A 12,791-nucleotide genomic window follows, 5' to 3' on the forward strand; every position below is an offset into this window, starting at 1 on the left:
CCCGGTTGTTCAAATTTGAATCCGGGGGTACTGTCGCACCTGTTCGAGTGGTTCGGATTTGAACCACCCCCGATCGAGCGGAGCCGACGATGTCCGAGAACCTCCCCGCCGCCACCGTGCGCACCCGGGTCCGGGTACCTCTGCGCTTCGGCGACGGCTACACGGTGGACGCCGAGATGGTCACCTTCCACGGACTGGTCGACGGAGCGGAACACCTGGCCATCGTCCTGGGCGATCCGGGCGCGACGCCCGCTCCGCTGGTGCGGCTGCACTCCGAGTGCCTGACCGGCGACGTGTTCGGCTCGGCCCGCTGCGACTGCGGCCCGCAGCTGCGGGAGGCGGTCGAGCTGATCGCCGCCACCGGCGGGTACCTGCTCTACCTGCGCCAGGAGGGGCGGGGCATCGGCCTCTACAACAAGCTGGACGCCTACGCCCTGCAGGACGACGGCCTGGACACCTACGCCGCCAACGCCGCGCTCGGCCTGCCCGAGGACGCCCGCGACTACAGCGCCGCCGCCCAGATCCTCACCGCCCTGGACACCGAGCGGATCCGGCTGCTGTCCAACAACCCCGACAAGGCGGACCAGCTCACCGCCCTCGGCGTGGACGTGGCCGAGCGGGTCCCCACCGGGGCCCACGTCACCGACACCAACCTGCGCTACCTGCGGGCCAAGGTCGAGCACACCCACCACACCATCGCCCTCACCGAGCTGGCGGGCTGAGGCCGGCCGCGACCGCGCGGCGGTGGACGATCAGGGCCGCCATGTCGTCGTCGCGCGGTGCCGCCCCGAAGGCCCGGAGGTCGACCCGGAGCCGCTCCAGCAGCGCCGCGCAGGGCTGGGCCGTCCACTGCTGCAGACGCTCCGTCAGCGGGTAGAACACCCCGTCGCGGTCCCGGGTCTCGCTGACCCCGTCGGTGAACAGCAGCAGCCGGTCGTCCGCCTCGAAGGGGCTGACGTCGACCCGCCGCCCCTCCTGGCCGCCCAGCAGCGTCAGATTCACCGGCAGGCCGTAAACGGCGGGGTCGAGGGTGCGGATCCGCTGCCCCCGGCGGATGAGCAGCGGGGACGGGTGGCCGCAGTTGAGGATCCGGACCACGGGCAGGTCGTCGGGGATCTCCACCAGCACGACGGTGGCGAAGCGCTCGGCGGCGTCCGAGTCGGGGACCTGCTCGCTGTAGCGGGCCAGCCCCTGTTCGAGGGCGTCGACCAGGGCCGGCAGGTCGGCGGCGTCGTTGCCCGCTGTGCGGAAGGCGGTGAGCAGCACCGAGGCCACCTCCACGGCCGGCAGCCCCTTGCCCTGGACGTCGCCCAGGATCACCCGCACGCTGCCGGGGGCCCGCAGCACCTCGTAGAAGTCGCCGCCGATCCTGGCCTGGGCGGCAGCCGCCGCGTACAGCAGGTGCAGTTCCATCGCGCCCAGGCTGCTCGGCAGCGGACGCAGGATCATCCGCTGCGCGGTCTCGGCCACTTCGCGGACCTCGGACAGGTCCTGCTCGTACTGGGCCCGGACCTTGCTGGTGTAGCAGGCGGCGACGGTCACCACCGCGATCACCGCCATCCCGGCCCAGGACGTCGACCGCAGGGCGGGGTCGCGGGTGAACGCGACCCCGCCCTCGATCAGCAGCGCCAGCACGCCGATCGCCGCCGTGCCCCGGACGCTCCCGATCGAGGCGGCCAGGGCGGGGGCGGCCGACAGGAACAGGTCGAACCGCTGGTCGCCCGGCGTCAGCAGATCGACCAGCGCCCCTGCGACCATCAGCAGGCACAGAGCCCCGCGGGTCAGGTTCCGCGGGGAGAGCCTGTCCCGCACACCCGTCAGCTGGGCTCCAGGACGAAGACCGGGATCTCGCGGTCGGTCTTCGTCTGGTAGTCCGCGTAGTCCGGGTACGCGGCGACCGCGCGCTCCCACCACAGGGCCTTCTCCGCGCCGGTGACCTCACGTGCCGTCATGTCCTGGCGGACCGGCCCGTCCTGCAGCTCGACATGCGGGTCGGCCACCACGTTGTGGTACCAGACCGGGTGCTTGGGGGCGCCGCCCTTGGAGGCGACCACCGCGTAGACGCCCTCGTGCTCCACCCGCATCAGCGGGTTCTTGCGGATCCGGCCGCTCTTCGCGCCGAGGGTGGTCAGCACGACCACGGGCATGCCGCGCAGGGTCGTCCCCTCGGTACCGCCCGAGCCCTCGTACAGCTCGACCTGGTCGCGTACCCACTTCTCCGGACTCGGCTGGTACTCACCCTCAAGAGGCATGCTGGACATCCCATCCTCGAAACCACTCGTACCACCTACGCACCTGACCTTTACTCAATACCGCGGCCGATGCAATCTCAGTCGGTGACCAGGGTGAACTGCTCCCGGGTGCCGATGGCCTGCCGCGCATCAAGCGATCACATTCCGGCAACAAGCCGCAAGCGACCGCGTTGATGCTGCAAGTGTGATGCGCACCGGCATCACAGGGGGACATCAAGACCCATGGCGTTCATCCGCTCGTCAGAACCATTTCAGGAACCGCCACCACCCCGGTCACGGGGGCCTTTGGCGATCGGGGTCGCTGCTCTGCTCATCTTCTTCGTCCCGCTGCTCGTGGTCATCGCCATGAGCCAGAGCAAGGCGCCCGCCCGGGCGTCCGCCTCCGCCGGCCGGAGTCCGGCGGCACCGCCGCCGGCGCCCCGTTTACCTCCGCCGCTGCCGCACGGAATGCCCCCGCTGCCTCCCCCCGGTGCGCCGTGGCCCCCGCCCGGGGCGCCCGTTCCACCCGTGTGCATCCTCGAGTACCGCGTCGACCCGGGCGGCAGCACCAGCTGGACCGCGCTGACCACGCTCAACGGTGAGTTGGCGGCCTCCGGCAGCACCCGGCCGGTGCATCGGTCCACCCTGGAACTGCCGGAAGGGGTCGCGGCCGTCACGCTGCCCGCCGCACTCGCCCGGGACCACGGCCTGCGGGCGGTGCTGTCGAACGGAAGCAAGCACTTCAGCTGTCTGGTCGGCCCTGAGGCTTGATCCTCGGGTGTCAGTGGCCTCTCCTAGGCTGCGGCCATGACCGCTTCGGGGGCTGAAGCCCTTCCTCCCACCGTTGAGTCGTCCTGGGCCCGGGCGCTGGATCGCATCGGCGCGGGCGAGACGCCGACCTCGGCCAAGGACAGCCCACTCGACCGGCGGACCGAATTCCTCGAAGACCTCGCGAACTGACAGGACGTCCCCCCATGCCCGAACCCTCCCATCTGACCGCCACCCGGTCGTCCTACGACACCGTCGCCGACTCCTATGCCGAGCGGGTGAAGCTCCTGTTCGCCAAGGACCCGATGGGACGCGCGATGCTCGGCGCGTTCGCCGAGGTCGTCCGGACCGGCGGCGGCGGGCCGGTCGCCGACGTCGGCTGCGGACCGGGCCATGTCACCGCGCATCTGAACGCGCTCGGCGTGTCCGCGTTCGGTGTCGACCTGTCGCCGAGGATGGTGGACATCGCCCGCAGCAGCTATCCGGAGCTGCGGTTCGAGGTGGGTTCGATGACCGCGCTCGACCTCGCCGACGGCGAGCTGGGCGGCCTGGTCGCCTGGTGGTCGATCCTGCACACGCCGCCGGAGGTGCTGCCGGTGGTGTTCGCGGAGTTCCACCGCACCCTGGCCCCCGGCGGGCAGTTGCTGCTGGGATTCCGGGTCGGCGACGAGCGGCTGAGCCCCGAGCACGCATACGGCCACCCCGTCTCCTATGACGCCTACCTGCTACGGCCCGACCGCATCACCGAGTTGCTGAGCCGGGCCGGGTTCACCGTCACCGCGCAACTGCTGCTGCAGGGCGAGAAGTGGCCGCAGGCCTGCCTGCTGGCCCGGAAGGACGCGCCGGTGCCCTGACCCGGCGTCAGCCGGCGCTGGGCACGGCGATGGTGTCGCCGTTGTGGAGCCCGGCGGTGATCTGGGTCATCCGGTCGGCCGACAGGCCGGTGGTCACTGTGACCTGGGTGCTGCGGCAGCTGCGCTTGCCCGAACCGCATTGCAGCACCGCGACATGGATCCCGGTGCGGTCGTGGTGCACGGCGGCCATCGGCACCGCCAGCACGCCGGCCCGCTCGTCCAGCGTCACGGTCGCCGTCACCGCCATGCCGGGCAGCGTCCCCGGGGGCGGCACGGGCAGGGCCAGGTCGAGCGAGTAGTCCTGTGCTCCGACCTGCGGCGGCCCGGCCGACTCGGCGACCGCCGGGACCAGCACGGGTGTCGTCGGCGCCGGGTCGGGGGCGCTCGCGGCCTGGGGCAGGACGGCGACCGTGCTGGCCACCCGAAGGCTGGTGCCCGGGAGGGCGAGCTGCACGGCCTGTCCGGTCTGCAGCCGCGCCAGGACCCCGCCGGGAGCCTGGACGTGGGCCCGCAGCCCGGTGGAGCGCAGCACGATCGCCGCGCTGCGGCAGTCGGGCGAGGCGCCGAGCGCGGTGTCCACCTCCTGGACGATGCCGTCCGCGGGTGCGGTGATCCTGGCCGCGTCCACGGTGCGCTGCAGCGCGGCGATCCGGTCCTGGTCGCGCTGGACCCGGTCCAGGTCCTGGCCCACCAGCAGCTGCGGCGAAGCGCCGGACGCCGGGGAGTCCGCCGCCGATGCGGTGGAGGCCGCCCCGGGCCGCTCCCGGTCCTGGGCCAGCAGGCCATTGGCCTGGTCCAGGTCCTGCTGCACCGAGGCGAGTGCGGCGCGGGCGGCTGCGGTGTCGGCCTCGGCCAGCTCCTGGCCCTTGCTGACCTTGTCCCCTGGCGCGACCTTCAGCGCGGACACCGCGCCGAGACCGACCCCGGCCTGGGCGGCGCTCGCGGCTCCGCCGCAGGCCGAGCCGGCTCCCCCTGCCGTGTCCGCGGTGTCCGCCGAGGACGAGGCGGACGCGGCGGCGGCGGTCGAGGCGGTGCTGGCCCCGAAGTAGAGCCGCCAGGTCACCGCGGGCTCCAGGTATCCGGTCAGCGCGACCGTGGACCGCAGGTCCACCGGACGCACGGTGAACTCCCGGGGCGCTGGAGCGTGTCGGGCCATCAGCAGCACGGCGGCGCTGCCGAACGCCAGCACCTCGACCGCTGCCAACACCCGGAAGTTGCCCAACCCTCGCAGTTTCCGCAAGCCCGCCACCCTCCTCCCGCTGCCCATACCCTGACAAATCGTATGAGCGTACTCAAGCACCCGGACCGGCGGGTCGGCCGGTACTTCCCGGACCCCCTCGGCCGGAGGGCGAACGTGCAGCAGCCCCCGTACCGACCAGGACGGGGGCTGCTGCGCCGGGAGAAGAGGGGCCCGGCCGGCACGGGAGAGTGCGTTGGCTCCAGGCTGTGACCTGCGGCGGCGGACCGCAACGCGGCTGGGCCGGACAGGTGACGCGGGCCGGCGGCGGAAGCCCGGGGTGGCGGCCATTGACACCCCGTTCGGATCCTGGATTACTTGACCTTGCCGGATGCAAACCGAATGTTCGGTCGGGTACGAGTAGTAACAGGAGCCTCCATGACCAGCGACAACCCCCTGGACCCGGGCGAACAGCTGACCCTCGACGAACTGCAGCAGCTCCAGCTCACCCGGCTGCGGCAGACCCTGCGCCTGGCCTACGACCACGTGGAGCTCTACCGGAAGAAGTTCGACGCGGCCGGCGTCACCCCCGACGACTGCCGGACGCTGGCGGACCTGTCCCGCTTCCCCTTCACCACCAAGGCCGACCTGCGCGACACCTACCCCTTCGGCATGTTCGCCGTCCCGATGGACCAGGTGCGCCGGATCCACGCCTCCAGCGGGACCACGGGCCGTCCCACCGTGGTCGGCTACACCGAGAACGACCTGTCGATGTGGGCGGACGTCGTCGCCCGCTCGATCCGCGCGGCGGGCGGCCGTCCGGGCCACAAGGTGCACATCTCCTACGGCTACGGGCTGTTCACCGGCGGCCTGGGCGCGCACTACGGCGCCGAGCGGGCCGGCTGCACGGTCATCCCGGCCTCGGGCGGCATGACCGCCCGTCAGGTGCAGCTGATCCAGGACTTCCGGCCCGAGATCATCATGGTCACCCCCTCCTACATGCTCACCCTGCTGGACGAGTTCGAGCGGCAGGGCATCGACCCGCGCAGCACCTCGCTGCGGGTCGGCATCTTCGGCGCCGAGCCCTGGACCGAGGCCATGCGCACCGAGATCGAGCAGCGCCTGAACATCCACGCGGTGGACATCTACGGCCTCTCCGAGGTGATCGGCCCGGGCGTGGCGCAGGAGTGCGTGGAGACCAAGGACGGCCTGCACATCTGGGAGGACCACTTCTACCCTGAGGTGGTGGACCCGCTCACCGACGAGGTGATGCCCCAGGGCGCGGGCGGCGAACTGGTCTTCACCTCGCTCACCAAGGAGGCCCTGCCGATCGTCCGCTACCGCACCCGTGACCTGACCCGGCTGCTGCCCGGCACCGCACGGCCCGCGTTCCGCCGGATGGAGAAGGTCACCGGGCGCTGCGACGACATGATCATCCTGCGCGGGGTCAATGTCTTCCCCAGCCAGATCGAGGAGATCGTGCTGCGCACCCCCGGGGTGGCGCCGCACTTCCAACTGCGGCTCACCCGCAGCGGCCGGATGGACCGGATGACCGTCCGCGCCGAGTCCCGTCCCGGCTCCTCCCCGACCGTGCGCGAGGCAGCGGCGGCGGCGATCCGACAGGCCGTCAAGGACGGCGTCGGGGTCACCGTGGAGGTGGAGATCGTCGACCCGGAGACCCTGGAGCGCTCGCTCGGCAAGCTGAAGCGGATCGTCGACCAGCGCGAGCAGTGACCCGCGCGCAGTGATCCGCACGCAGTGACAACCGTTCCGCGCCGCCGCCCTTGGGGCTGGTGGTTCGGGATCAATAGTTAGGATAGCCTTACCTTCATTCTCGGTGACGCGGATGGAGGGGTGAGGGTGGGTGCTTCGGGGCCGTCAGGACGTGGCGTCCTGGTCCGGGCGATCGGCGGGCAGCGCCGGGACGTTGTGGTCGGGACGCTGCTGGGCGCGGGGCACCAGGCCGGGGAGGCGCTGGTCCCGGTGCTGATCGGCCTCGTCATCGACCGGGCCGTGGCCCCGAGGGACGCGGGCGCGCTGGTCGGCTGGCTGGCCGTGCTCGCCGCCGTGTATGTGATGCTCTCGTTCAGCTTCCGCTTCGGCGCCAGGGCCGGGGAGCGGGCCGCCGAGCAAGCCGGCCACCGACTGCGGGTGGAGCTCGTCCGGCGGGTGCTCGACCCGGTCGGCGGGGCCGAGAGCGGCCGGCTGCCCGGGGCGCTGGCCAGTATCGCCACCGAGGACGCCCGACGGGTGGGCGCCGCCACCATGGCGCTGCTGTCCGGGCTTTCGGCCCTGACCGGGCTGCTGGTGGCCGCCGTCTTCCTGCTGCGCACCTCCGTGCCGCTCGGCCTGGTGGTGCTGCTCGGCACACCGGTCCTGCTGTGGCTCGGCCATCTGCTGAGCATCCCGCTGGAGCGCCGCAGCGAGACCGAGCAAGAGCGGGCCGCCCACGCCTCGGGCTCCGCCGCCGACCTGGTGTCCGGGCTGCGGGTGCTCAAGGGCATCGGCGCCGAGCCCGCGGCGGTCGCCCGCTACCGGCTCACCAGCCGGGCCTCGCTGTCCGCCACCCTGCGCGCGGCCCGGGCCCAGGCCCTGCAGAACGGCATGGTGCTGGCCCTCGGCGGAGTCTTCCTGGCGGTCATCGCCCTGGTCGGTGGACGGCTCGCCACCAGCGGCGCGATCAGCCTGGGCCAGCTGGTGTCGGCGGTCGGACTGGCGATGTTCATGGTCGGCCCGCTGGAGGTGCTCGCCCGGGTAAACGGCGACCTCGCCCAGAGCCGGGCCTCCGCGGCCCGGGTCGCCGCGGTGCTGGCCGCCCCGCCGGAGACCCCGTCCGGGGGTCCCGGCCCGGCCGAGCCGGTGCTTGGAGCGCTCCGCCTGCACGGCCTCAGTTCCGGCGGGCTGCGGGCGATCGACCTGGACGTCGCCCCCGGCGAGATCCTCGGCGTGGCCGCCACCGGACCGGCCGACGCGGCGGCCCTGCTGCGCTGCCTGGCCGGACACACCGCCCCCGAGGCCGGCACCGTGGAACTGGACGGGACGCCGCTGCGCGGTCTGGACCCGGCCCGGCTCCGGCGCACCATGCTGGTGGCCGAGCACGACGCGCAACTGTTCGACGGCACCCTGCTCGACAACGTCGGCGCGGCCACGGACGGCGGCAAGGACCTGCGGCCCGCGATGGCGGCCTCCGGGGCCGACCAGGTCGCCGCGTCCCTGCCGCTGGGCGGCGCCGCCCAGGTGAGCGAGCGCGGACGCTCGCTGTCCGGCGGCCAGCGCCAACGGGTGGCCCTGGCCCGGGCCCTGGCCGCGGACCGGGACGTCCTGGTGCTGCACGACCCGACCACCGCGGTCGACGCGGTGACCGAGGCCCGGATCGCCGAGGGCCTCCGCGGGCTCCGGCACGGGCGCACCACGGTCCTGGTCACCACCAGCCCCGCGCTGCTCGCCGCCGCCGACCGGGTGGTCCTGCTCGACGACGGACGGATCACCGACGCCGGCACCCACGCCGAGCTGGTGCACCGTCAGGCCGCCTACCGGGCCGCGGTGCTGGGGTGACCGACCGCATACCGAAAAGCGCACCCACCCCCCTGGACCTGGAGCACCCCGTGCCGGACGCGTCGCACCCCTCCTCGGGCCGCGCCCGCGAACTGCTGCCCACCGCGAGCCCCGCCGAGACCCTGGCCTCGGTGCGCGCCCTGCTGCGTCCGCACCGGGCACTCGCGCTGGGCGGATTCGCGGTGATGGTCGGCGCCACCGCCGTCGGGCTGCTCACCCAGCCGCTGCTGGGACACATCGTGGACCTGGTCGCCGGACGGCACGACGCCGCCGCGCTGACCCTGCCGGTCCTGCTGCTAGCCCTGGTCGCGGTGGTCCAGGGCGCCGCCACCACCGGCGGTCTCGCGCTGACCTCCCGGCTCGGCGAGACCGTGCTCGCCCAGCTGCGCGAACGCTTCCTGGAACGCGCGCTGGAGCTGCCCCAGGAGCGGCTGGAGGCGGCCGGCTCCGGCGATCTGACGGCCAGGGTCACCGGCGACGTCGCCCGGGTGGCCGAGGCAGTCCGCACCGCGCTGCCGGAGCTGGCCCGCTCGCTGCTGGCCATCGTGCTGACCCTGGGGGCGCTGGCGCTGCTCGACTGGCGCTTCCTGCTGGCGGCGCTGCTGGCCGTGCCGATCCAGGCGCACACCGCCCGCTGGTACGTGCGCAACGCCGTCCCGCTCTACGCCGAGCAGCGCATCGCCACCGGCGCCCAGCAGCAGCAACTGCTGGACACCCTCGGCGGCGGAGCCACGGTCCGGGCGTTCCGGCTGGAGGCCGAGCACACCGAGCGGCTGTCCGAACGCTCCTGGGCGGCGGTGCTGCTGGAACTGCGCGGGGTCCGGCTGATCCTGCGCTTCTACAGCCGACTGCACCTGGCGGAGTACACCGGCCTCGCGGCCGTGCTGGTGACCGGGTTCCTGCTGGTCCGCGACGGCTCCGCGACGATCGGCACGGCCACGGCGGCGGCGCTCTACTTCCACAGCCTGTTCGGCCCGGTCAACACCGCGCTGGTGCTGCTCGACGACGTGCAGTCGGCCGGGGCCGGCCTGGCCCGGCTGGTCGCCGTCGCCGACCTGCCCGCGCAGCCGCCCCGGGAGCGTGCTGACGCGACGTCAACGGACGGCCCCGCCGTGCTGGTGACCGGCGCGGGGCACGCCTACCGGCCCGGCCGGCCGGTGCTGCAGGACGTGGACCTGGTGCTCCGGCGCGGGGAGCGGGTGGCCCTGGTCGGCGCCAGCGGCGCGGGCAAGAGCACCCTTGCCAAGCTGGTCGCCGGGGTGCACCGGCCGACCAGCGGCTCGGTCGAGCTGTTCGCCGACCCGCCGCCGGGCGGCGGGCCCGTGGTCGCCCTGGTCACCCAGGAGGTGCATGTCTTCGCCGGGCCGCTGGCCGAGGACCTGCGGCTGGCCCGTCCCGGCGCGACCGAGCAGGAGCTGTCCGAGGTGCTGGCCCGGGTGGAGGCGCTGGGCTGGGCCGAGGCCCTGCCCGAGGGCCTGCGGACCGTGGTCGGCGAGGGCGGCCACGGCCTGGACCCGGCCCAGGTGCAGCAGCTCGCGCTGGCCCGGCTGATCCTGGCCGACCCGCCGATCGCCGTGCTGGACGAGGCCACCGCCGAGGCCGGCAGCGCCGGGGCCCGGCTGCTGGAGCAGGCCACCGCGCGGGCGCTGGAGGGCCGCACCGCCCTGGTCGTCGCCCACCGCCTCAGCCAGGCGGCCACCGCCGACCGGGTCCTGGTCATGGACGGCGGCCGGGTCGTGGAGAGCGGCACCCACGACCAGCTCCGCGCCGCGGGCGGGCGCTACGCCGCCCTGTGGGAGGCGTGGTCCGACGCCCGCACCGAGAGCCACCACCGCACCACCGCACCACTCATATGACCGACAATCAGCACACACAGAGGATCCTGATGTCCCGCTCCCCCAGAGGTGTCCGGCCCGCCGCGGCCCTGGCCTCCGTCCTGCTGCTGCTCGGCGTCGCCACCGGCTGCGGCTCCAGCAGCAGTACCGCGACCGGCGCCGGTGCCGGCTCCCCCAGCGGCTCGGCCTCGGGCGCGGCGCCCTCCGCGTTCCCGGTCACCCTGGTGAACAAGTTCGGCAGCACCACCGTCAGCGCGGCGCCCAAGCGGATCGTCACGGTCGGCCTGACCGACCAGGACGCCGTGCTGGCGCTGGGTCAGGTCCCCGTCGGCACCACCGAGTGGCTCGGCGGCTACAAGGGCGCGATCGGGCCCTGGGCCACGGACAAGCTGGGCGGCGCGACCCCGCCGACCGTGCTCACCGACCCCGGCACCGGACCGCAGGTGGAGAAGATCGCCGCGCTGCACCCCGACCTGATCCTGGCTCTGTACGCGGGGCTGACCAAGGACCAGTACCAGAACCTCTCGAAGATCGCCCCGGTGGTGGCCGCGCCCGAGGGCTACAACGACTACGGCATCCCCTGGCAGCAGCAGACCGAGCTGATCGGCCAGGCGCTGGGCAAGGCCGACCAGGCCAAGCAACTGGTGGCGGGCGTCACCGCCGACTTCACCGCGGCGGCGAAGGCCCACCCGGAGTTCGCCAGGGCCACCGCCGTGATGGCCACCCCCTACCAGGGGATCTTCGTCTACGGCAGCCAGGACGCCCGCTCGCGCGTGCTCACCTCGCTCGGATTCAAGCTGCCGGCCAACCTGGACAAGGTGATCGGCGACCAGTTCGGCAACAACATCAGCGAGGAGCGCACCGACCTGCTCGACGCCGACGCGATCGTCTGGATCGTCGGCAACCCGGCCAAGGACGAGGCCACGCTGCACGCCAACAAGCTCTACGGCGACCTGAACGTGGTCAAGCAGGGCCGCGAGGTCTTCGTCAAGGACTCCAGCGACTTCGGCAACGCGGTCTCCTTCGTCTCGGTGCTCAGCCTGCCGTACACGCTGGACCGGCTGGTGCCGCAGCTCGCCGAGGCCGTGGACGGCAACCCGGCCACCCCTGTGGTGGCGCCGACCGACTGACCGAGACACGCTAAATCCCGTTGTGCGGGACGGCCGTCGTGGGCGAGGCTCTGAGCCATGATCTCGTCTCCCCCCGACGGCCGGGCCGGCATCGACGCGGCGCTGGTGCGGCGGCTGATCGCCGCCCAGTTCCCGCAGTGGAGCGGGCTGCCGGTGACCCCGGTGGAGGTCGACGGCTGGGACAACCGGACCTACCGCCTCGGTGCGGAGATGACGGTCCGGCTGCCCACCGCCCCCGGCTATGTCGCCGCGGTCGCCAAGGAGAACCACTGGCTGCCGCGGCTGGCGCCGTTCCTGCCGGTGGCCGTGCCGCCGGTGCTGGCGGCGGGCGCACCCGGCGAGGGCTACCCCTTCCCGTGGTCCGTCCGCGGCTGGCTGCCCGGCGAGACCGCCTCGCCCGACCGCATCGACGACCTGTCGGTGTTCGCGGTCGAGGTGGGCGGTTTCCTGCGTTCGCTGCGGCAGTGCGAGACCACCGGCGGACCGCTCGCGGGAGCGCACAGCTGGTACCGCGGGGCGTCGCCCGCGCACTACGACGAGGAGACCCGACGCTGCCTGGCGGCGCTGCGCGGCCGGGTCGACACCGAGCGGCTGTCGGCCGTCTGGTCCGCCGCGCTCGACGCCGAGTGGCACGGGGAGCCGGTGTGGTTCCACGGTGACATCGCGTCAGGGAACCTGCTGGTGGCGGACGGCAGGCTGACCGCCGTCCTCGACTTCGGCACGGCGGGGGTCGGTGACCCGGCCTGCGACCTGGTGATCGCCTGGCACCTGTTCTCCGGCGCCAGCCGGGACGCCTTCCGCCGCACGGTCGACCAGGACCCGGCCTGCTGGGCCCGGGCCCGGGGCTGGGCGGTATGGAAGGCGCTGCTGGTCCTGAGCGAGTGCGTCGACACCGACCGGGAGCGGGCCACCGAGCAGCGGCGGGTGCTCCAGGAGGTCCTGACGGACTACGAACGCAGCCAGGGCCGGTCCGCGAGGTGAACTCGCGGACCGGCCCCTTCGGTCTGTGCGTCAGCTCCCCTGCTGCTGGACCAGGCTCTTGGGCCGGAGGTCGGTCCAGTTGGCCTCGACGTAGTCCAGGCAGTCCTGGCGGCCGGTCGGGCCGTGGGCGACGGTCCAGCCGGCCGGCACCTCGGCGAAGTCGGGCCACAGGCTGTGCTGGCCCTCGTCGTTGACCAGCACGGTGTAGACGCCCTCGGGGTTCTCGAACGGGTTGCTCATGGTGCTCTGTACTCCTCTGG

The 12,791-nt window shown here is 73.3% G+C and carries 13 protein-coding genes; 9 read left to right on the forward strand and 4 right to left on the reverse strand.

Annotated features, from left to right (window positions below; all coding sequences use genetic code 11):
* Positions 1-89: 89 nt before the first annotated feature.
* A complete protein-coding gene (locus tag ACEZDG_RS30560; protein WP_380515767.1) occupies positions 90-722 on the forward strand; it encodes a GTP cyclohydrolase II in 633 nt (210 codons plus the stop codon).
* Here the strand turns inward: ACEZDG_RS30560 and ACEZDG_RS30565 are convergent.
* Positions 703-1,812: a PP2C family protein-serine/threonine phosphatase gene (locus tag ACEZDG_RS30565; RefSeq protein WP_380515770.1), complete on the reverse strand. Its 1,110-nt coding sequence runs from the start codon at positions 1,810-1,812 to the stop codon at positions 703-705. The two genes, ACEZDG_RS30560 and ACEZDG_RS30565, sit on opposite strands and share 20 nt — an antisense overlap.
* Positions 1,813-1,817: 5 nt before the next feature.
* The gene (locus tag ACEZDG_RS30570; protein ID WP_380515773.1) at positions 1,818-2,252 is read right to left on the reverse strand and encodes a nitroreductase family deazaflavin-dependent oxidoreductase; all 435 of its coding nucleotides are present in this window, start codon (positions 2,250-2,252) and stop codon (positions 1,818-1,820) included.
* 507 nt (positions 2,253-2,759) lie between these two features.
* On the opposite strand from ACEZDG_RS30570, the gene ACEZDG_RS30575 reads away from it, so the two are divergent.
* From ACEZDG_RS30575 to ACEZDG_RS30585, 3 genes are read left to right on the forward strand one after another with little or no spacing between them, the layout of a single operon-like run.
* Positions 2,760-3,002 (forward strand): hypothetical protein, encoded by a 243-nt coding sequence (locus ACEZDG_RS30575; protein WP_380515776.1) that lies wholly within the window; start codon positions 2,760-2,762, stop codon positions 3,000-3,002.
* A gap of 36 nt (positions 3,003-3,038) precedes the next feature.
* The gene (locus ACEZDG_RS30580) at positions 3,039-3,191 is read left to right on the forward strand and encodes a hypothetical protein (RefSeq protein WP_380515778.1); all 153 of its coding nucleotides are present in this window, start codon (positions 3,039-3,041) and stop codon (positions 3,189-3,191) included.
* Positions 3,192-3,205: 14 nt separating this feature from the next.
* Positions 3,206-3,853, forward strand: coding sequence for a class I SAM-dependent DNA methyltransferase (locus tag ACEZDG_RS30585; protein ID WP_380515781.1), 648 nt, complete (start codon positions 3,206-3,208; stop codon positions 3,851-3,853).
* Positions 3,854-3,860: 7 nt separating this feature from the next.
* On the opposite strand, the gene ACEZDG_RS30590 is transcribed toward ACEZDG_RS30585, so the two are convergent.
* Positions 3,861-5,093: an efflux RND transporter periplasmic adaptor subunit gene (locus tag ACEZDG_RS30590; protein WP_380515784.1), complete on the reverse strand. Its 1,233-nt coding sequence runs from the start codon at positions 5,091-5,093 to the stop codon at positions 3,861-3,863.
* 375 nt (positions 5,094-5,468) lie between these two features.
* On the opposite strand from ACEZDG_RS30590, the gene paaK reads away from it, so the two are divergent.
* From paaK to ACEZDG_RS30615, 5 genes are all read left to right on the forward strand, one after another.
* A complete protein-coding gene (gene paaK / locus ACEZDG_RS30595; protein WP_380515787.1) occupies positions 5,469-6,764 on the forward strand; it encodes a phenylacetate--CoA ligase PaaK in 1,296 nt (431 codons plus the stop codon).
* A 126-nt stretch (positions 6,765-6,890) separates the two neighbouring features.
* Complete coding sequence (locus ACEZDG_RS30600) at positions 6,891-8,585, forward strand: ABC transporter ATP-binding protein (protein WP_380515790.1); 1,695 nt, start codon at positions 6,891-6,893, stop codon at positions 8,583-8,585.
* Positions 8,586-8,635: 50 nt separating this feature from the next.
* A complete protein-coding gene (locus tag ACEZDG_RS30605) occupies positions 8,636-10,441 on the forward strand; it encodes an ABC transporter ATP-binding protein (protein WP_380515793.1) in 1,806 nt (601 codons plus the stop codon).
* 29 nt (positions 10,442-10,470) lie between these two features.
* Positions 10,471-11,550 carry an iron-siderophore ABC transporter substrate-binding protein gene (locus ACEZDG_RS30610; protein ID WP_380515795.1) on the forward strand — a complete coding sequence of 360 codons (1,080 nt, stop codon included), beginning with the start codon at positions 10,471-10,473 and terminating at the stop codon, positions 11,548-11,550.
* 57 nt (positions 11,551-11,607) lie between these two features.
* Positions 11,608-12,531 carry an aminoglycoside phosphotransferase family protein gene (locus ACEZDG_RS30615; RefSeq protein ID WP_380515797.1) on the forward strand — a complete coding sequence of 308 codons (924 nt, stop codon included), beginning with the start codon at positions 11,608-11,610 and terminating at the stop codon, positions 12,529-12,531.
* A 30-nt stretch (positions 12,532-12,561) separates the two neighbouring features.
* Here the strand turns inward: ACEZDG_RS30615 and ACEZDG_RS30620 are convergent, their stop codons facing one another.
* Positions 12,562-12,771 (reverse strand): MbtH family protein, encoded by a 210-nt coding sequence (locus ACEZDG_RS30620; RefSeq protein ID WP_380515800.1) that lies wholly within the window; start codon positions 12,769-12,771, stop codon positions 12,562-12,564.
* Positions 12,772-12,791 lie beyond the last annotated feature (20 nt).

The sequence above is a fragment of the Streptacidiphilus alkalitolerans genome, from assembly GCF_042511045.1.
Lineage (GTDB): Bacteria > Actinomycetota > Actinomycetes > Streptomycetales > Streptomycetaceae > Streptacidiphilus > Streptacidiphilus alkalitolerans.

What these genes read in the sequence shown, in the direction of transcription:
- ACEZDG_RS30585 (WP_380515781.1), top strand. Translation starts at nt 3,206, where the DNA reads ATGCCCGAACCCTCCCATCTGACCGCCACCCGGTCGTCCTACGACACC.
- ACEZDG_RS30560 (WP_380515767.1), top strand. Translation starts at nt 90, where the DNA reads ATGTCCGAGAACCTCCCCGCCGCCACCGTGCGCACCCGGGTCCGGGTA.
- ACEZDG_RS30570 (WP_380515773.1), bottom strand. Translation starts at nt 2,252, where the DNA reads ATGCCTCTTGAGGGTGAGTACCAGCCGAGTCCGGAGAAGTGGGTACGC.
- ACEZDG_RS30610 (WP_380515795.1), top strand. Translation starts at nt 10,471, where the DNA reads ATGTCCCGCTCCCCCAGAGGTGTCCGGCCCGCCGCGGCCCTGGCCTCC.
- ACEZDG_RS30620 (WP_380515800.1), bottom strand. Translation starts at nt 12,771, where the DNA reads ATGAGCAACCCGTTCGAGAACCCCGAGGGCGTCTACACCGTGCTGGTC.
- paaK (WP_380515787.1), top strand. Translation starts at nt 5,469, where the DNA reads ATGACCAGCGACAACCCCCTGGACCCGGGCGAACAGCTGACCCTCGAC.
- ACEZDG_RS30615 (WP_380515797.1), top strand. Translation starts at nt 11,608, where the DNA reads ATGATCTCGTCTCCCCCCGACGGCCGGGCCGGCATCGACGCGGCGCTG.
- ACEZDG_RS30580 (WP_380515778.1), top strand. Translation starts at nt 3,039, where the DNA reads ATGACCGCTTCGGGGGCTGAAGCCCTTCCTCCCACCGTTGAGTCGTCC.